The sequence below is a fragment of the Microbacterium altimontanum genome (assembly GCF_058349865.2).
In genome coordinates, this window is sequence record NZ_JBYRJB020000008.1 from 41,596 (window position 1) to 59,576 (window position 17,981).

Annotated in this window: 16 protein-coding genes; 4 read left to right on the forward strand and 12 right to left on the reverse strand. The window is 69.5% G+C overall.

All coding sequences use genetic code 11. From position 1 onward, the window contains the following. The first annotated feature begins 21 nt into the window (after window positions 1-21). The 4 genes from AC3RX1_RS14700 to AC3RX1_RS14715 are packed head-to-tail and all read left to right on the forward strand — an operon-like array spanning window position 22 to window position 5,142. The gene (locus AC3RX1_RS14700) at window positions 22-1,572 is read left to right on the forward strand and encodes a sugar ABC transporter ATP-binding protein (protein ID WP_491502006.1); all 1,551 of its coding nucleotides are present in this window, start codon (window positions 22-24) and stop codon (window positions 1,570-1,572) included. Continuing rightward, window positions 1,569-2,591: an ABC transporter permease gene (locus AC3RX1_RS14705; RefSeq protein WP_491502007.1), complete on the forward strand. Its 1,023-nt coding sequence runs from the start codon at window positions 1,569-1,571 to the stop codon at window positions 2,589-2,591. The genes AC3RX1_RS14700 and AC3RX1_RS14705 overlap by 4 nt, the downstream gene beginning before the upstream one ends. Further along, entirely contained in the window at window positions 2,584-3,582 is a 999-nt protein-coding gene (locus tag AC3RX1_RS14710; RefSeq protein ID WP_491502008.1) for an ABC transporter permease, read from the forward strand. Before AC3RX1_RS14705 ends, AC3RX1_RS14710 begins: the two co-directional genes overlap by 8 nt. Window positions 3,583-3,612: 30 nt before the next feature. After that, window positions 3,613-5,142, forward strand: coding sequence for an aldehyde dehydrogenase (NADP(+)) (locus AC3RX1_RS14715; protein ID WP_491502009.1), 1,530 nt, complete (start codon window positions 3,613-3,615; stop codon window positions 5,140-5,142). 27 nt (window positions 5,143-5,169) lie between these two features. Here the strand turns inward: AC3RX1_RS14715 and AC3RX1_RS14720 are convergent, their stop codons facing one another. The 12 genes from AC3RX1_RS14720 to AC3RX1_RS14775 form a co-directional block, all read right to left on the reverse strand. Next, complete coding sequence (locus AC3RX1_RS14720; RefSeq protein WP_491502010.1) at window positions 5,170-6,615, reverse strand: threonine/serine exporter family protein; 1,446 nt, start codon at window positions 6,613-6,615, stop codon at window positions 5,170-5,172. A gap of 211 nt (window positions 6,616-6,826) precedes the next feature. Further along, the gene (locus AC3RX1_RS14725) at window positions 6,827-7,654 is read right to left on the reverse strand and encodes a citryl-CoA lyase (RefSeq protein ID WP_491502011.1); all 828 of its coding nucleotides are present in this window, start codon (window positions 7,652-7,654) and stop codon (window positions 6,827-6,829) included. After that, window positions 7,651-8,859, reverse strand: coding sequence for a CaiB/BaiF CoA transferase family protein (locus AC3RX1_RS14730; RefSeq protein WP_491502012.1), 1,209 nt, complete (start codon window positions 8,857-8,859; stop codon window positions 7,651-7,653). The genes AC3RX1_RS14725 and AC3RX1_RS14730 overlap by 4 nt, the downstream gene beginning before the upstream one ends. Beyond that, window positions 8,852-9,634, reverse strand: a complete 783-nt coding sequence (locus tag AC3RX1_RS14735) for an NAD(P)-dependent oxidoreductase (RefSeq protein ID WP_491502013.1) — start codon at window positions 9,632-9,634, stop codon at window positions 8,852-8,854. The genes AC3RX1_RS14730 and AC3RX1_RS14735 overlap by 8 nt, the downstream gene beginning before the upstream one ends. Window positions 9,635-9,790: 156 nt before the next feature. Next, window positions 9,791-10,615, reverse strand: coding sequence for an IclR family transcriptional regulator (locus AC3RX1_RS14740; RefSeq protein ID WP_491502014.1), 825 nt, complete (start codon window positions 10,613-10,615; stop codon window positions 9,791-9,793). 9 nt (window positions 10,616-10,624) lie between these two features. Then, window positions 10,625-11,281, reverse strand: a complete 657-nt coding sequence (locus AC3RX1_RS14745) for an RraA family protein (RefSeq protein ID WP_491502015.1) — start codon at window positions 11,279-11,281, stop codon at window positions 10,625-10,627. Then, entirely contained in the window at window positions 11,281-12,279 is a 999-nt protein-coding gene (locus tag AC3RX1_RS14750) for a tripartite tricarboxylate transporter substrate binding protein (RefSeq protein WP_491502016.1), read from the reverse strand. The genes AC3RX1_RS14745 and AC3RX1_RS14750 overlap by 1 nt, the downstream gene beginning before the upstream one ends. Window positions 12,280-12,358: 79 nt before the next feature. After that, window positions 12,359-13,861 (reverse strand): tripartite tricarboxylate transporter permease, encoded by a 1,503-nt coding sequence (locus AC3RX1_RS14755; protein ID WP_491502017.1) that lies wholly within the window; start codon window positions 13,859-13,861, stop codon window positions 12,359-12,361. A gap of 3 nt (window positions 13,862-13,864) precedes the next feature. Continuing rightward, entirely contained in the window at window positions 13,865-14,521 is a 657-nt protein-coding gene (locus AC3RX1_RS14760; protein WP_491502018.1) for a tripartite tricarboxylate transporter TctB family protein, read from the reverse strand. 341 nt (window positions 14,522-14,862) lie between these two features. Next, window positions 14,863-15,897, reverse strand: a complete 1,035-nt coding sequence (locus AC3RX1_RS14765) for a class I mannose-6-phosphate isomerase (RefSeq protein WP_491502019.1) — start codon at window positions 15,895-15,897, stop codon at window positions 14,863-14,865. Beyond that, window positions 15,894-17,081: an ADP-dependent glucokinase/phosphofructokinase gene (locus AC3RX1_RS14770; protein ID WP_491502020.1), complete on the reverse strand. Its 1,188-nt coding sequence runs from the start codon at window positions 17,079-17,081 to the stop codon at window positions 15,894-15,896. The genes AC3RX1_RS14765 and AC3RX1_RS14770 overlap by 4 nt, the downstream gene beginning before the upstream one ends. Before the next feature lie 28 nt (window positions 17,082-17,109). Next, complete coding sequence (locus AC3RX1_RS14775) at window positions 17,110-17,973, reverse strand: ketose-bisphosphate aldolase (protein ID WP_491502021.1); 864 nt, start codon at window positions 17,971-17,973, stop codon at window positions 17,110-17,112. Window positions 17,974-17,981 lie beyond the last annotated feature (8 nt).

The window sequence follows — 17,981 nt, forward strand, 5'->3', positions numbered from 1 at the left end:
CGTATGGACGAGGACGTACCCATGTCACAACAGCAGCTCGGGTCGGTCGATGCCGCACCGCCGTCGACCGACCCGCGCGCGCCGCTCCTGGTGGCGCGCAGCCTCACCAAGAACTATGGCCCCGTGCGCGCCGTGACCGATGTGAGCTTCACGTGCATGCCGGGCGAGGTGCACGCGCTCGTCGGCGAGAACGGCGCCGGCAAGAGCACGGTCTCCAAGATGCTCTCGGGAGCCGTCGCCCCCTCGAGCGGTGAGATCACGATCGACGACGACGAACTGCAGGGCGGCAGCATCGCACGGGCACGGGCGCTGGGAATCGCCTGCGCCTACCAGGAGATCGCCCTCGTCCCGGAGTGGACGGTCGCCGAGAACCTCGCCCTCCCCGAGATCAGGACCGGACGCCGGTACTCCCCAGCCAAGGCGCTGCGCCGCGCGCGCGACATCCTGGGACGGCTGAAGCTGCCCCACATCGACCCGCTCGCGCGATTGGGCACCCTGCTGCTCGCTGACCGGCAGCTCGTCGAGATCGCTCGCGCCATCGCCGCCGACCCCAAGCTGCTCATCCTGGACGAGGCATCCAGCGCCCTCACCCCTCCGGGCGTGGAGTGGCTGTTCGACCGGATCCGTGAGATCACCGCACGCGGCAGTGCCGTGATCTACGTGTCGCACCGCCTGCAGGAGCTGCAGGTGATCGCCGACCGCGGCACCGTGCTGCGCGACGGCGCCGCGGTCGGGACCTTCGTGCGGGGAGAGTGGGACGAAGACCAGCTCATCTCGCTGATGGCGGGCCGCTCCACTCAGAAGCAGTTCCCCGAGCCGGTCGCCGTCGCCGCAGACGCACCCATCGTCCTCGAGGTCGACGGGCTGAACACCAACCGGCTCACGGACGTGTCCATCCGGCTGCGGGGCGGAGAGATCCTCGGCATCGGCGGTCTGCAGGGCCACGGCCAGACGGAGCTGCTGCGCGCGCTGTTCGGTGCAGAGCCCGCCACCGCGCGCACCTGGAAGGTGTCGGATACCCCGGTGGGACGACTGACCCCGCGCCGCGCGGTCAGGGCTGGCGTGGGCTACGTGCCCGAGGATCGGAAGACGGAGGGACTCGCGCTCGAGCTCGGCGTGGGGGAGAACCTGTTCTCGCCCTGGCTCAGGCTCGGCGGCACCGGCGGGCCTCTGCAGCTGAAGTCGGAGCGCGGCTGGGTCGACAGTGTGCTGACGGCGCTGAGCGTGCGCACCCGAGGACCTGAAGAGGTCGCCGGCGCCCTCTCCGGCGGCAACCAGCAGAAGCTCGTCTTCGGCCGGTGGATGAACCGGGCCCGGCGCGTCCTGATCCTCCATGATCCGACCCGCGGGATCGACGTGCGCGCGAAGCAGGAGCTCTACGCCGCGATGGTGGCGCTCGCCTCCGAAGGCGTCGGCATCGTCTGGTTCTCCAGCGAAGTGGAGGAGCTCGTGCACATGTGCCACCGCATCGTGGTGCTGTATCGCGGCGGGGTGGCGCAGGAACTCGAAGGATCGACGATCACAGCGGATGCCGTCGTCGGCGCCGCCGTGGGGATGGCGAACGGATCATGACGACAGGAACGATATTCGCCTCGGCCGCGAAGACCCGGCGCCTCCCAGTGTGGCTGCAGCGCTCCTTCCACGAGGGAGCGCACGCTCCGGTGCTCGCCTTCCTCGTGTTCATGGGGATCTACCTCGCGGTCAACCCCAATCTGCTCTCGCGGTTCCAGCTGCAGACCGCGTCCAACCTCGTGGTGCCGCTGGCCTTGGCGGCGCTCGCGCAGCTGATCATCGTCCTGACCGGCGGCATCGACATCTCGATCGGCGCGATCATCAGCCTGTGCAACGTGATGTTCGCGGTGAGCCTGTCGGGCCTGCCCGGCCCGGTGTCGCTGCTGGTGGCGCTGGGCATCGGCGCTCTATGCGGCATCCTGAACGGCCTTCTCGTCGCCTATGCCAAACTGCCGGCCATCGTGGTGACACTGGCCAGTTCGTTCATCATCGGGGCTGTCGCCCGCACCGTGCTCGACCGGCCCGGCGGTGCGCTCAGCGAGCAGATCTTCAACATCACCAGCGGTGAAGCCCTGCCGTTCCTTCCGATGTCCCTGGTCTGGCTCTTGGTGATCGCCGGCGCGCTGTGGTTCACCCTCCAGCGCACCGCCCTCGGGCGCCAGATCTACGGCGTCGGCTCCAGCCGTGACTCTGTGCAGGCGGCGGGCATCAACTCGCGCTTCACGATCCTGTTGGCGTTCGTGCTCTCCGGGTTGCTGGCCGCGCTGGCCGCGGTGCTGCTGGCCGGCTCCACGATGACCGGCGATCCGCGCAGCGGCGACCCGTACCTGCTGACCTCGATCGCAGCCGTGGCCCTGTCGGGCGCCAGCTTCGCGGGCGGGCGAGGAAGCGTGCTGGGCACGGTGACCGCTGCGATCACGCTGGGCTTGGTGGGCAACCTGCTGTTCTTCGCCCACATCAACTCGTACTGGCAGTACATCATCAACGCCCTCATCATCTTCGCGGTCGTGGCCGTGCCCGTGCTGCTGCGGACGATCTCCGCGCGCACGGCTCTTCGAAAGGGGACCCGCCATGTCTGACATCTCAACCGCGTCGCGGCCGACGAAGCCGGCCTCGCGCACCGGCGTCGCCAACCGCCTGCGCCGGGTGCCGGTGAGCGCGTGGGTGTTCGTCGCGTTCGTCGGACTGTTCCTGCTGAGCGGACTGATCAGGCCCAGCCTGTTCACCCTCGGCGGGCTCATCACCACCGCGACGTTCGCCTCGATCCTCGCGCTGGCGTCGTTCGGTCAGACGATCGCCGTGATCCAGGGCGGCATCGACCTGTCAGTGCCCAACACCATTGCGTTCACGGCCCTGGCATTCCTGACGTGGAGTGGCACCATGGGGCCGGGCCTCGCGCTCGTCGCCGCCCTGGTCGCAGCCGCCGTCGTGGGCTTCGCGAACGGGGTGATCATCGCCAAGATCGGGCTTACGCCCATCGTCACGACGATCGCCATGAACGGCCTGCTGTTCGGCGTCGTGCTGCTCAATTTCAGCCTCGCAGAGCTCACCGACGTGCCGGCGTTCGTGAAAGCCGTCACCGCGACCAAGCTGCCGTTCCTGGGAAGCTCGATCGCGGCCGTCGTGCCGCTGGCGCTCGTGATCATGCTGCTGCTGCAGGCGCTCCTGAGCTGGACTGGATGGGGACGCTCGCTGTTCCTGGTCGGCTCGTCCGAAGCGACGGCGCGCCTGTCGGGCCAGCCGGTCGCGCGCATCCGTATCACGGGATACATCCTGAGCAGCATCCTGGCCGGTGTCGCGGGCATCGCCGTCGTCGGGTACTACAACCAGGCGGAGGCGATGATGGGTGCGCCGTACCTGCTGAGCTCGGTCGCCGCCGTTGTCGTCGGCGGCGCCTCGATCTTCGGAGGCCGGGGATCCGTGTTCGGTACGCTCGCCGGTGCGCTCGTGCTCGGCCAGGTGTCGACACTCGTCTCGGTCTTCAACCTCGGCGTGACGGTGCAGGACATGGTCTACGGCGGCATCATCCTTCTGGTGGTCGCGCTCTACGGCCGATCCCGTACACACTGATTGACACTGCTGAAAGGACACCCGCTTCCCATGCCTGCCGATGGTCTCTCCCCCGAACTCGAGCGCGTGGTCTCACGCGCAGCCGACGCTGCCCGACCGCTTGCGGCGACAAGTCCGACCGACCGCGCGAGGGCACTGCTGGCCGTGGCCGACGCGCTGGATGCCGCGGCCGACGAACTCATCGACATCGGGGCGGGCGAGACCGGCCTGACCCGCATGCGACTGTCGGGCGAGCTGACCCGCACGACCGTGCAGCTGCGACTGTTCGCCGACACGCTGGTGGCCGGTGGGTACCTGGATGCTCGCCTGGATGCCGCCGACGCCGACTTCGCACTCGGGGCGAGACCCGACATCCGGCGAACGCACATCCCCGTGGGTCCGGTGATCAACTTCGCCGCGTCGAACTTCCCGTTCGCGTTCTCGGTCATGGGCGGCGACTCAGCGGCTGCTCTCGCGGCCGGCTGCCCGCTGATCGTGAAGGCTCACTCGGGGCATCCGCGACTCTCCGATGCCACAGCGAGCGTCGCCACGACGGCGCTGGAAGAGGCGGGCATGCCCGAAGGGACCTTCCAGCTCGTGCACGGACGTGATGCCGGGGTAGCGATCCTCAAGGACGAGCGGATCAAGGCGGGGTCGTTCACCGGCTCCATCCACGCGGGACGGCTCCTGGCCGACATCGCTGCCAGCCGGCCGGCGCCGATTCCGTTCTACGGAGAACTCGGCAGCGTGAACCCGGTGTTCATCACGGCGGGCGCCGTCGCGGAGCGTGCCGAGGCCATCGCTTCCGGATTCCTCACGAGCGTCGGCGGTTCGGCGGGCCAGCTGTGCACGAAGCCGGGATTCGTCTTCGTGCCCGAGGACGCCGGCCTTCCCGAGAAGGTCCGGTCCGTGTACGAAGCGCCCGAAGAGCACCGGCTCCTCGACCCGCGGATCGCGCGATCGTTCGCCGAGCGGCGTGACGCCATCCTCGCCACCGACGGGGTGCGGTCGATCGTGGAGGGCGGCATCCGGTTCGACGCCGACGGGCAGGGTTGGGCGGTGCCGACGGTCGTGTCGATCCCGCTCGATGACTTCCGCCGCGGCAAGGATGCGCTGCTCGATGAGGCGTTCGGCCCGCTCGCGATCCTCGTCGAGACGCCCGGAGACGCCGACCTCGCCGGAGTCCTGCGCGAATTCTTCGAGGGCAATCTCACCGGGACGGTGCACCTGAGCAGCGCCGAGGCGTCCGGCGAGACCGAGAACGCCGCGCAGCTGCGCGAACTCGTCGAGGCACTGAGCCACCAGGTGGGACGCGTCCTCTTCGACGGCTGGCCCACCGGGGTGGCCGTGACGCCCGCCCAGCAGCACGGCGGCCCCTGGCCTGCGACGACCAACGACTCGAGCACGTCGGTCGGGACGGCCGCGATTCAGCGATTCCTGCGGCCCGTGGCGTACCAGAACGCTCCTGCCGCCTTCCTGCCGCCGGCCCTACGGGACGACAACCCGCTCGGCATTCCGCGCACGCTGACTCCGGCCGGTGAGTCGCGCGCGTGGGGCGGCCGCGCGGGCGGGAAGAGCTGAGGCAGGTGTCGAGCGCCCCGGTGCACGTCAGGTGCGCACGCGCGAGCGGCGCTGGGCGATCCGCGCCGAGCGGTCGAGACCGAAGCTGAGCCGGGCGATGTATCCGCCCATCGCCGTTCCGGCGGCGAGGCCCAGCCCGGTGGCGGCGGCCGACAGCAGCGCCGGCAACGCGGCGGACAGGTCGAAGTCTTCGCCGATGAGGCTGTACAGCCCGCGATAGAACGCCAGGCCCGGGATGAGACCGATGATGCCCGCCATGGCCATCGACGCCTCGGGGACCTTGAGCCACCGGTAGGCGAGGTAGGCGATCACCCCCGCGACAGCGCCGGCGACGCCCGCCGCCAGGCCCGGCTGCGGGATCAGCGCTGCCAACGGGAAGTACACCGCGAACACGATCACTGCGGCGGCGGCCATCAACGGCGCGAGCGCGAAGCGCACGTAGGAGGTGAGCGCGAAGCCGATCCCGACGAGCGCGACTCCCAGCATCCCGGCCCACAGCCCTCGCCCGTCGCCCAGCGACGTTCCCACCGAGACCGGCACACCCAGTCGGAAAGCGATACCGATCGTGAGCGAGATGCCGATCGCCAGACCCAGGGTGAGCATCACGACTTCCATCGCACGCGCCGCCGCGGTCAGGTAATAGCCGTCCACGGCATCGCGCGCCGCCGTGGTCAGGCCGATGCCCGACAGCAGCATGATGATGCCCGAGATCACGATCACCGTCGGATAGTTCGTCCCCGGCAGCTCGATGCCCATCGAGCGCAGCCAATACATGATGACCGCGATCGCCGTGATCGCGCCCGCGCAGGCGATCTGCGAGAAGAAGACGGCGATCCCCCACTTGCTCAGGCGTCGACCGATCAGATCGGCGACCACGGCGGATCCCGCCGCGACCAGCGCCAGCAGCACATTCGCGTTGAACATCACCACGACCCCGGCGGCGAGCACGGCCATGCCCAGCGTCACCACCCAGCGGCGGTACGGATGCGGCTGGGTGAGGATCGCGCTGAGCCGATCGCGCACCTCGTCGACGTCGATCGCACCGCCCGACGTGATGACCTCGTCGATCAGGCGATAGACGCCCTGCAAACGCGTGTAGTCGGTCGTCCGCACTTTGACGACGCGCATGATCGAGATCGGATCCTCATCCACACCCCGGTGCACCGAGATCGTGATGGAGGTGAACGCGATGTCGACGTGCAGGTTGCGCAGTCCGTAGGTCTCGCTGATGCGCAGCACGGATGCGACGACATCCGCTGTCGTCGCGCCGGTGGCGAGCATCGCCTCGCCGCTGCGCAGACACAGGTCGATGACGGCGCGGGCATGCCGCTGAGACAGCGCGTCGTCGCTCCACGGAATCGACACGCGCTGCGTGGGCGGGACGAGCGGCCTGACGATCTCGCCGGAGAACGCACGCAGGCGCCGGCCCCACCACGTGCGCAGCCGGCCGGCGCGCTGGAGGTCGCCCGTCATCCGTCCAGCCTACGGTGAGCGTCGCGGGTGCCCCGGAGCGGCCCTTCGACTCGCTGCGCTCGCTCAGGGACCTGGGGGGGGCGGGCGGCGGCCCTTGGGGTTGCTGCGCTCGCTCACGGTTTGAGCGAGGCGGGCGGGGGCCCTTCGACTCGCTGCGCTCGCTCAGGGACCGGGCGGGGCGGGCGGCGGCCCTCGGGGTTGCTGCGGGCGCTCAGCGACCTGGCGGGGCGGGCTCGCGCCGCTCGGGGCCGGTGTAGGGGGCGGTCAGCGGGGGCGGGATCGGGCCCTTGATGCGGCGGCCCGACTGCTTCTCCTCCCACGCGTGCGCGAGGATTCCGACCGAGCGGCTCAGCACGAACAGTCCCCGCGCGAGCTCCGGCTCGACGCCGAGCTCGGCGTACACCGTCGCCGTCGCGCCGTCGATGTTGATCGGCAGCGGGCGCTCCCGTCCGACCGAGAGCGCCCGCTCAAGCGCCCGCGTGCACGCGAGGTACTCGCCGCCGATGTCGCCCGCCGCGACGGCCTCGTCGAGCAGCCGGAGTAGCGGCTCGCGACGCGGATCGACGGTGTGGAAGCGGTGCCCGAACCCCGGGATGTACCGCCCCTGCTCCCGGTACTCCCGCACGATGTCGGCGGCCACGGCATCCGGGTCTCCGCCCCGCCGCCGCATGTCCTGCAGCAGCGCCACGCCTTCCTGCCCAGCCCCACCGTGCACATCGCCGAGCGTGTTCACGGCGCTCGCGATCGCATTGTTCAGGCCGACTCCGCACGTCGCCGTCATCCGCGCGACGGCGATCGACGGCGCCTGCGGACCGTGATCGGCGCTCGACACCAGCGCCGCCTCGAGCAGTCGCGCCTGACCCGGCGTCGGCAGCTCACCGCGCACCAGCAGCCAGATCGTCTCCACGAAGCCGACCCGCCCGATCAGCGACTCGACCGGATACCCCCGGTACTCGATCACATTCGGCGCGATGTGGCTCACGCCGGTCGCCCACCAGGCCCGCACGTCCTCCACGTCGGGATGCGTCGTGCCGCTCATACTCCTCCTCCTTCGCGCAGCCGGCGGATGTCCGCCGCGCTGAACCCCACCTCGGCGAGGACCTCGTCGGTATGCGCACCGAGCTCCGGCGGACCCGAGCGCGGCGCGCTCACTCCCCCGTCGACCCGGATGCCGTTGCCGAGCACCGCCACCGTGTCTCCGGATCCGTCGGCCGTCACGTGGTGCACCATGCCCCGCTCACGCAGTTGCTCGTGCTCGATCGCCTCGGCCACCGAGAGGACACGCCCGGCCGGCACGCCGGCATCCGACAGCACGTTCTCCCAGTGCGCCGAGCCGTGCGCCGCAAGGCAGCCCTCGAGGAGGTCGTGCAGCTCGTCGCGGTGCCGCAGCCGATCCTCCCGATGCCGGAAGCGCTCGTCGTCGACGAGGGCGTCGAGGCCCAGCAGCCGGCACAGCGTCTCGAACTGCGACTGCCGGTTCGCCGAGATGTTGAGCAGCCCGTCGCCGGTGCGGAACGTGCCCGACGGCGACGCGGTGAAGTTCTCGTTTCCGAGCGGCGTCGGCTCCTGCCCCGCCACGAGGTAGTTCGACACGACCCACCCCATCGCGGTCATCGCGGTCTCGAGCATCGACACGTCGATCGTCGCGCCCGCGCCCGTCCGCTCGCGCCGGAACAGCGCCGACGAGACGGCGAGCGCCGCCGCCAGCCCCCCGAGCGTGTCGGCGATCGGGAACCCGGCCCGCAGCGGGCCGGTGGTCGCGGTGCCGGTCGCCGACATCATGCCGCTCAGCCCCTGGATGATCTGGTCGTACGCCGGCCGGTCGCGCAGCGGCCCGGTGGCGCCGAACCCCGACACCGCGCAGTACACGAGATCGGGACGGATGCCGTGCAGCACGTCGGGCCCGAAGCCCAGGCGCGCGAGCACCCCCGGCCGGAAGTTCTCCACCAGCGCGTCGGCGTGCGCCACGAGCCGCGTGAACGCCTCACGGCCCGCATCCGTCTTCAGATTCACGGTGATCGACCGCTTGCCGCCGTTCTGGGCGACGAACGATGCGCCCATGTCGCGCCGGTTGCGCTCGGCGCTCGCGCCGAGCTGCCGCGCGAGGTCGCCGCCGCCGGGCGACTCGACCTTGATCACCTCGGCCCCGAGCAGCCCGAGCTGGTAGCTCGCGAAGGGGCCGGCGAGCACGTTCGTCAGGTCGAGGATGCGCACCCCCGACAGCAGGGCATGGTCCTCAGGCATGTGCGGCGACCCGCCGGCCCAGCTCTTCGAGGTACTCGGCGGACGCCGTGCTCATCGTGTGCGGCACGCCCAGCTCGCCCAGATACGCCGCGGTGTCGCGCATCTCACGCGCCCGGCGCACCGCGTGCACGCGGCTGCCGCCCAGGAAGCGGTCGATCACCTTCTGGCCGTCGCCCGCGAGCTGGTTCGCGATCTGATCGCGCGTCCAGTCGGTGAGACCCGCCGCATCCGCCGCCTCGACCGCCTCGCAGATGATCGACGCGAGCCCCTTCATGAAGACGCTCCGCAGCAGCTTGTGCGCCATCGCGTCGCCCGCCCGCGCGCCGGGCAGCACCTCGACGCTGCCGCCGAACGCCTCCAGCACCGGGGCCGCGCGCTCGGCGCCGCTGCCCGCGAGCATGACCGGCACCGCCGTGCCGTGCACCGAGACCGGCCCGAGGATCGCGACGTCGACGAACTGGGCGCCGGCGCTCTCGACCTGCGCGCCGATCTCGCGCATCACGCCCGGCGACGCAGAGGTGAAGTCCAGATAGAGTGCGCCGGGCTTCAGGTGAGGGATGGCGTCGGCGGCGACGAGCGGTGCGGCGGCGGCCGAGGTCATCACCAGCACCGCGTCGGCACCGGCGACCGCGTCGGCGAGGGTCTCGGCGACGGGGACCGTCTCGTCGGCGGGCACTGCCACGGCGTCGTACCCGACCACCTCGTGCCCCGTGTCGCGCAGCGACGTGGCGTAGCGCGAACCGACTTCACCCATTCCGATGACGGCACACTTCATGAGGACTTCACTTTCTTTCTGTGTGAGCGGATGCGTCGCTCACGACTGCTGATCGAGCGGATGCGTCGCTCGGGCTTTCTGTTCGGCGCATCCGTCACTCGGGCTTTCTGTTCGAGCGGATGCGCCGCTCGGGCTTTCTATGCGAGCGGATGCTGCTCACGGGACGCGGGCGATCGCCGCCGCCGCCCGCTTGATCTCGGAGATCCGGGCGGGGTCGTCGGAGCGCTGCGTCGGTTCGATGGGGCTGATCAGGGCGAGGACCGCGATGAGCTCGCCCCGGTGATCGGTGACCGGCGCGCTGAGGCTCACGGTGCCGACGGCGCGCTCGGCAAAGGAGATGTGGTAGCCCTGTTCCCGGATCTGCTGGACCTCTTCCCACAGCTCATCGGCGGAGAAATCGCGGCCGTCGATCGTGCGCATGATGCGGGGGAGCTCCGCGGTGAGAGCGTCGAACTCGTCACGGCTGAGGTAGGCGGCGAACATCTTTCCGCTGCCGAGGTGCAGGGGGAGCAGGCGGCCGCTCGGCAGTTCGTAGCGCAGCGGGTCTTTCCCGTTGATGCGCACGATCTGCACGCGCTTCATGCCGTATTTGACATACAGCGCCACGGAGAGCCCCGTCGCCGCCGCGAGTTCCTGCATGTACGGCTTCGCGTGCCGCGACAGCGCGCTGTCGCGCATGAAGCCGTACGCGGTCACGAGGTTGCCCACTCCCAGCCGGTAGCGCTGCTGCTCGGCCGCGACGAACTGCCGACGGTCGAGAACCGTGAGGATCCGCAGCGCGGTGGCGGGAGTCAGACCCGTCGCACGGGCGATGTCAACCAGGCGCTGCGGACCGTCCGCGGCGACCAGCGCCTCGATGACATCGAGGGCGCGCTCCAAGGAGCGCATCGTGCTGGTCGGCGTGGCCGGGGTCGCGGTGGTCTGCGCGCGGCCGCCCTGGGCGGCCCGCTCGGCATCATCCGTACGACGTGTCTGAGGCATGTCGGCTCCCTATCTCTTCGCGAGGACTGGCTGAACCGGCCGTTGATCTGCGCCAATCGCCTCAAGTATTTCAACCTCCCTCTGCGCCTTGGCCTCGGCCGCCTCGAGCACGGCGTCGACCCGCTGCGGCCTGATCACGACCACGCCGTCGGCGTCGCCGACGATGTAGTCGCCGGGCTCGACGACCACTCCGCCGACGGCGACGGGAACGCCGATCCTGCCCGGACCGAACTTGTAGGGGCCCGCCGGCGTCACCGCCCGAGCGAACACCGGAACTCCGAGAGCGGCCAGGCCCTCGGCATCCCGTGCCGCCCCGTCGAGCACGAATCCGGCGGCGCCGGCGACCTGTGCGCGGCGCCCGATCAGCTCACCGATGAGGGCGCGGCTCTCGTCGGCCTCGCCGTTGACGACGATCACGTCGTCGGGCTGCACGAGTGGCAGCGCCTCGTGGATCGTCTTGTTGTCGCCGGCGCGCGTCCACACGGTGAGCGCGCGACCCGCGAGACGAGCGCCGCCCCACACGGGCTTGATCGCCGCGTGCAGCACGCCGAGCCGGTCCATCACGTCGCCGATGACCGCCACCGGAAGCGCGCGCAGGCGCTCCAGGACGGCGTCTTCGTCATCGCGCCGTGCAGTGGTCGGGCCGGCGGCCGGAGCGGTCGTCATCAGGAGCCGGCCTTGATCTCGGGCAGCAGCGACTTGTACGTCTCCTCCTGCTTGACCCAGTACGCCGTGTAGTCCTTCGAGTCGAGGTATGCCGTCGGCAGGCCGAGCTTGTCCATCTGGGCGATGACGCTCTTGTCCTGGATGGCGCTGCCGAACGCGTCCTCGAGCTTCTTCGCGACGGCGTCGGGGAGTCCGGCCGGCGCGACGTAGCCACGGGCGGTGCCCTCCTCGACGTCGTAGCCGATCTCCTTGAACGTCGGCACATCCGGGAGCGAGGCGCTGCGCTCGGCATCCATCACTCCGAGTACCTTCACCTGGTCGTTGCCGTTGTCGACGATGTCGGAGACGTTGCCGACGTAGATCTGCACGTGGCCGCCGAGGAACGCCGACATCGCGGATGCGGCGCCCTCCGAGAACGCGACGAGGTTGAACTTGGCGCCGGTGGCCTTCTCGACCGAGAGCATCGCGAACTGCTCGCCGGTCTGGATGCCGGTGGTCGTGGCCGACAGCTTGCCGGGGTTCGCCTTCGCGTAGTCGATCAGCGACTTGAGGTCCTTGAACTGGCTGTCGGCCTTGACGGCGACGACCTGCGGGTCGAAGACCTGACGTGCCAGCGGCAGGAAGCTTTCGCGGTTCCAGGTGGCGCCGCGCGACTTGTCGAGCGGGGTGACGACCACCGACGGCGCGCTCACGGCGCCCACGGTGTAGCCGTCGGGCTTGGCGTTGGCGACGGCGGTGTAGCCGATCTGTCCGCCGGCGCCGGGCTTGTTGACGACCTCGACGCTCACGCCGAGCTCCTTCTCGAGCTGCGGGGCGACGACGCGCGCCGCGGTGTCGACCGAGCCGCCGGGGGCGTACGCGACGATCAGCTCGATCGACTTGCCCTTCTGCGGCCAGTTCGCTCCGGCGTTCGCATCGTTGGCCTTGCTGCTGCAGGCCGAGAGGCCGGCGACGAGCATCGCGGCGGAGGCGATGACGAGGATCTTCCTTGACTTCATCTCAGTGCCTTTCGTAGGTGTTGCGGGGGTTGGTGTGTTGGGATTCGGAGTTCGGGATGCGGGGGGGGTTCGGGCGTCGTCACACCTCGATGTCGGCGGTGAGAGCGGCAGGCTTGCGGATCTTCAGCAGCGGACTCGCCATGATGACGACGCCGATGAGGATGAAGATCAGGGCGAACGGCCGGGTGAAGAAGACCGAGAAGTCGCCTTGCGAGATCTCGAGCGATTCGCGCAGCGACCGCTCCATGAGCGGACCGAGCACGAGGGTCAGGACGAGCGGGGCCATCGGGATGTCGAGGCGGCGGAAGATCAGCCCGACGACGCCGAATCCGATCATCACGAACACGTCGAAGACGCTGTAGTTGATCGTGTACGACCCGACGACGAGGAAGATCATGATGATCGTCAGCAGGATCGGGTGCGGGATCCGCAGGATCGCGGTCCACACCTTGATCAGCGGGATGTTCAGGATGAGGCAGATCAGGTTCCCGATGAAGAGGCTGGCGATGATCGCCCAGGCGACTTCGGCGTGCTCGGTGAACAGCGACGGGCCGGGGGTGAGGCCCTGCTGCAGGAAGGCTCCCATCAGCACCGCGATGGTGGGCGAGGCCGGGATGCCGAGGGTGAACAGCGGGATGAGCGCGGCGTTCGCGTGGGCGTTGTTCGCGGTCTCGGGCCCGGCGACGCCTTCGATGGCGCCGGTGCCGAGCTCTCTGCGGTGGCGGGCGAACTTCTTCTCCGCACCGTACGAGAGCAGGGAGGTCACGGTTCCGGTCATCCCGGGGATCAGCCCCATGATGAAGCCGATGACGGTGCCGCGGCCGATCGACGGGGTCGCGCGGCGCATGTCGGTGCGGTTCGGGAGCATCCCGCGCAGCCCACCCTTAAGGGCCCGGGTCGAGCCTTCGGGCTTCGCGCTCACGAGGATCTCGCTGAGACCGAAGATGCCGACGATCACGGCCACGAAGCTGATTCCGTCGAGCAGGTTCTCGTTGCCGAACGTGAAGCGCGGCATGCCGACGACGGGGTCGATGCCGACGAGCGAGATGAGCAGTCCGAGGATGCCGGAGATGAGCGCCTTGATGAGCGACTTGCCGGCGAGGGCGACCAGCAGCGAGATTCCGAGCACCATCAGGCCGAAGAACTCGGGCGGGCCGACCTTGAGGCCGAGGGAGCCGAGCGGCTTGGCCGCGACGACCAGCCCGACGGTGGCGATGGTGCCGCCGATGAACGAGCCGATCGCGGCGATGCCGAGGGCCACGCCGGCGCGGCCCTTCTTGGTCATCTGGTAGCCGTCGATCGCGGTGATGGCCGACGACGCCTCGCCGGGCGTGTTCAGGAGGACGCTCGTGATGGTGCCGCCGTACTGGCTGCCGTAGAAGATGCCGGCGAGCATGATGATGGCGCTCGTCGGGTCCATCGCGAGGGTGAGCGGAATCAGGATGGCGGTGCCCGCGACCGGTCCGACGCCCGGCAGCACGCCGACGAGCGTGCCGAGGACGCATCCGATGAGCGCGAACAGGAGGTTCTGGAACGTCAGGGCGCTCGCGAAGCCGCCCAGGAGTTCGTTGAGGACGTCCATCCGTCACAGCCCGATCGTGTTGAGGAACTCGATGTTCGAGTACGGGAGGGCGACCGAGAGCAGGTCGTTGAAGACGTGGAAGACGCCGACGCTACCCGCGAGCGCGATGATCAGCACGGTGTACCAGCGGCGGCGGGCGCGGAACCAGAGGTGGTACACGATGAACAGGAACATCGGGATCTGGTAGCCGAGCGGGATCATCAGGATCGCGAGCACGACGAGGCTGACGATGACGTTGACGATGTGCTTGCGCTCGGTCACCGCATCCTCTGCTGCCGTCCGGGCGGCGTCGGCGTCGGCCTGGGCTGCTTCGGGCTGCGCCGGCGCGGAGGGGTTCTCGGCGGTGGCGGGGTTCTCGGCGGCCGCCGTGATCTCGGCGGAGGCGGCGCGGTCGTGCGCGCGGGTGCGCTGCGACTGGACGAACCAGGCGGCCGTGAGCAGGGCGAGGCCGATGCTGAGGAAGAAGGGGAAGAACCCGGCGCCGGGGCCGAGCGGGACCATGAGGCCGAGGGAGAGCGAGTTCACCAGGATGGCGATGGCCAGCAGGAACAGGAAGATCTGCGCGCCGAGCTCGAACCACGGCGACGGCGGTCGCTCGGCATCGGCAGCGGAGTCGGCTTCGACGACGGGGATCCGGTCGTCGGAAGCAGCAGAGGTCACGATGGGGCACGCCTTTCGCCATTGAAGGGTTTCGCGGGTCGGGTCCGGAACGCTCAAGTTTCATTGTGTGAAATCTTTTATCATTTCCGTGCAGACATGGAAGCGCATCGTCCGATCCGTGTCAACCCCGCGGCGCGAATCGCGTGTCGCTCGGCACGGCGGAGGTCGGGGACGCGGCCTCTCAGGGTGGCGCTCACCCCCGCCTCCGGAGGACGCCGCTCTGCACCCGCACGAAACTCCGTCGATCTGGAGGCGAAGGGCCGCGACACGCCGTGTATCGGCCGTCAACGGCCCCGATCAGGCGGAGTTCCGCACGCCCGATCGCCGTGCCCGAGCGCGAACTACGCGCGCGGCTCCGGCGGCATGCACCGCACGACGGTGAGGTCGCCGGAGAGTCGCGTTTCTCCCGTCCCGTAGGGGACGAGCACCGTGTCACCGGCGATGAGCGAGCGGGTACCGCCGTCCCAGGTGAGCTGGCCCACGCCGGCTACGACCACGATCACGGCGAAGGACGGGGAGAGCTCCACCTCGCTCGCCGGCGCCACCGGGATCCATTCGGCGCGGAAGAATGCCCGCGACTCCGGCGGCAGGAGGTAGCCCGCCCCATGTTCCGGCACGCGCTCGACACACGTCGTCAGGGCATCGCCGCTCAGAGCGCGGCGGTCGACGGCTTCCAGGGCAGCGTCGACGTCGAGTCCGAGGAGGCCATCCTCGGGCGCCACTCGCTCGAACGGCGCGTACTCGAGGATCACCGACAGATCGGTGGGCTCTTGCAGTTCGAGGATGAGGACACCCTCCCCGATGGAGTGCGGAAGCCCGGCGGGAACGTAGAGGACGTCGCCTGCCCGGAGGGGCACCTCGTTCATGGCGGAGAGCATCGCGGCGCTGTCCTGCGTGGCGTACCAGTCGGAGAGGACGGATGCGTCGACATCCTCACGGAATCCGAGCCAGGCGCGTCCCTCCGCGTCGCCGTCCACGTCGAGAATGATCCATGCCTCGGTCTTCCCATGGGCGAGGCCGAGCACCCGATCGGCGTACTCGCCGTCGGGGTGAACGTGGACGAACAGCCGCTCGCCGGTGTGCAGCAGCTTGCACAGGAGCTTCGGATCGGCGCCGAACGCCGCCACGTGCGCCTCGCCCAGGTAACCCACGGGATCGTCCGCGATGCGCTCGCGCAACGAGACCCCGCCGAAGACGCTCAAGCCTTCGACCGCCGAACCGAACGTCGTGACCGTCGAGGCGAGGAAGTCTTCCGGCGCCCACGCATCCCCGCTCGCCGGCAGGCGACGAAAGTGCTCGATGGCCGCCCCGCCGCGGTACGGCCGGGGCGTCGGCCTGTTGGGTGCGAGCGCGATCGGCTGCAGCGCCGTGGTCATGCGTGTCCTTCCGTGGGGGCGAGCGTGGCGAGGAACCCTCCGACGAAGCAGTCGCCGAGGCCGATCGTCGTCGGATCGTCGACGGAGACCGAGAGCGCCGGCACACACACCGTCGGCTCCGGCGCCTCGTGCACCACGCGCTCCGCGAAGTGCCGATGCTCCGGCGGCGCCTCCAGCCCGGCGATCGCCGCGACCCGATCCGCGTGCAACTCGTCGCCGTGCACGTACCGTGCGGTCGCAGCGGTGATTCCCCCGGCGAGCGCGGCCCGGAACCGGCCGGAATCCGGCCCCGTCGCGAGAGCCCAATGCCGGGTGTGCACGACGATCGTCGGGCCCGGGATGCGCGGGCGCAGCTCACCTAACGCCTGTGCGACCGAACGCGGATCCAAGAGGTCGACCTCTCGGCCGAGATGTGCCTGGAGCTCGTCCTCGTTCATGCTGAACACATCGACCAGGGGCGCGATCTCCGAGCGGACCGCCGCGTGCAGGCGGGGTGCGTGGAATCCGCCGTCCTCATACATGATCTGCCCCTCGAGAGGCATGTCCGCCACTGCTCCGCGCAGCTCTTGCAGCCGTTCGCGCAGCAGGTCGATGTCGCTCATCGAATTGAACCCGGAGAGCAGCAGCCATCGAGCGGACCGGAGTGCGTCGGGGAGGTCGGGGCTGAGTTTCATCTCCACGTGGGGCGGGTCGTTCACGAAGATCAGTCGGTTCGGCCCCGCGATCGTCACATCCCCGTCGATCAGGTGGATGAGGCCCCGCTCAGGCATCTGCACGATGAGGTGCGGAGTCATGCCGTCGGCCGTCGCGCTCGAGATGAAGTCGCAGTCGTCGGGGAAGAGCCGGCGGAAGGTGTCATCGATGCTCACGAGGTGAACAGTGGAGCGCACCCCCAGCGCCCTCATCACGAGAGCGGCACGCACGCACGTGCCGCCGAGCGTCGCCGTCTTGTCGTGTCGCGCTGCGAACTCGGCGATGACGTCGGGCGATTCCACGAACCGTTCCCCACCGCCGCCGTGGAGCGCGAAGCCGAGGATCACGGCGATCAGTGCGCGCTCGTCGTGGATGACTGCAGTGGGATCGCACTCCGCGATCCGGATGCCGTAGTCGCTCGCCAGGCGCTGGAGCAGGTCGCCGTCCCAGACGACCTCATCGTCGAGCGTGCCCCCGAGGCCCAGGACCATGCGTCCGGGCCCCGAGGGCGACGTCGCGTCAGTAGAGATCCGCTTTGCCGGCTGCATCGAAGAGCTGGATCTTCTCCGCGGCGGTGGCCTTCAGCGCCGCGATCGGTTCGGGCTGGATGACGTTCGGCTCGCGCAGACGCTCGTCGGTGCCGAGTACCTCTCGCATGCGGTTATGGTAGGCGACCTTGATGTCGCTCGAGATGTTGATCTTGTTGATGCCGAGCTGAACCGCCCGGCGCAGTTCCGCGTCGGGGTTGGCGGAGCCGCCGTGCAGCACGAGCGGGATGCCGGTGGCCGCCTTGATCTCCTCGAGGAGGTCGTGACGCAGCTCGGGGTTCCTGTCAGCCGGGTAGAGCCCGTGCGAGGTGCCGATCGCGATCGCGAGGCTGTCCACGCCGGTTTCGGCGATGAACCGCACGGCGTCGGCGGTGTTGGTGTAGATGATCTCCGCCGCGCCCGATTCGCCGTAGCTGTCGTTGGCGCCGATCGTGCCGAGTTCGCCCTCGACCTGGATCCCGACGGCGTGGGCGGCCTCCACCACCTTGCGGGTGAGGGCGACGTTCTCCTCGAAGGGCTTGAGGGATGCGTCGATCATCACCGACGTGAAGCCCGACTTGATCGCGGTGATCATCTGGTCGAATGTGCCACCGTGGTCCCAGTGGATCGCGACCGGCACGCTGGAGCGGTGCGCTCGGGAGTGCATCGCGGGGATGAGATCGGTCGTGATGTGCGCCACCTCGTCAGGGTGGATCGCGATGATGACCGGCGCAGCCAGTTCCTCGCTGATGTCCATGATGCCGTTGAACATGGCCCAGTCGCTGATGTTGAAGGCCGGGATGGCGAAGTTGTTCTCGTTCGCGACGTCGAGGATGGACTTGCCTGTGTAGAGCACTGTTGTGT

Bases quoted from the DNA above. Each gene is read 5' to 3' on its own strand.
- AC3RX1_RS14700 (WP_491502006.1), top strand. From the start codon at position 22: ATGTCACAACAGCAGCTCGGGTCGGTCGATGCCGCACCGCCGTCGACC.
- AC3RX1_RS14705 (WP_491502007.1), top strand. From the start codon at position 1,569: ATGACGACAGGAACGATATTCGCCTCGGCCGCGAAGACCCGGCGCCTC.
- AC3RX1_RS14710 (WP_491502008.1), top strand. From the start codon at position 2,584: ATGTCTGACATCTCAACCGCGTCGCGGCCGACGAAGCCGGCCTCGCGC.
- AC3RX1_RS14715 (WP_491502009.1), top strand. From the start codon at position 3,613: ATGCCTGCCGATGGTCTCTCCCCCGAACTCGAGCGCGTGGTCTCACGC.
- AC3RX1_RS14720 (WP_491502010.1), bottom strand. From the start codon at position 6,615: ATGACGGGCGACCTCCAGCGCGCCGGCCGGCTGCGCACGTGGTGGGGC.
- AC3RX1_RS14725 (WP_491502011.1), bottom strand. From the start codon at position 7,654: ATGAGCGGCACGACGCATCCCGACGTGGAGGACGTGCGGGCCTGGTGG.
- AC3RX1_RS14730 (WP_491502012.1), bottom strand. From the start codon at position 8,859: ATGCCTGAGGACCATGCCCTGCTGTCGGGGGTGCGCATCCTCGACCTG.
- AC3RX1_RS14735 (WP_491502013.1), bottom strand. From the start codon at position 9,634: ATGAAGTGTGCCGTCATCGGAATGGGTGAAGTCGGTTCGCGCTACGCC.
- AC3RX1_RS14740 (WP_491502014.1), bottom strand. From the start codon at position 10,615: ATGCCTCAGACACGTCGTACGGATGATGCCGAGCGGGCCGCCCAGGGC.
- AC3RX1_RS14745 (WP_491502015.1), bottom strand. From the start codon at position 11,281: ATGACGACCGCTCCGGCCGCCGGCCCGACCACTGCACGGCGCGATGAC.
- AC3RX1_RS14750 (WP_491502016.1), bottom strand. From the start codon at position 12,279: ATGAAGTCAAGGAAGATCCTCGTCATCGCCTCCGCCGCGATGCTCGTC.
- AC3RX1_RS14755 (WP_491502017.1), bottom strand. From the start codon at position 13,861: ATGGACGTCCTCAACGAACTCCTGGGCGGCTTCGCGAGCGCCCTGACG.
- AC3RX1_RS14765 (WP_491502019.1), bottom strand. From the start codon at position 15,897: ATGACCACGGCGCTGCAGCCGATCGCGCTCGCACCCAACAGGCCGACG.
- AC3RX1_RS14770 (WP_491502020.1), bottom strand. From the start codon at position 17,081: ATGGTCCTGGGCCTCGGGGGCACGCTCGACGATGAGGTCGTCTGGGAC.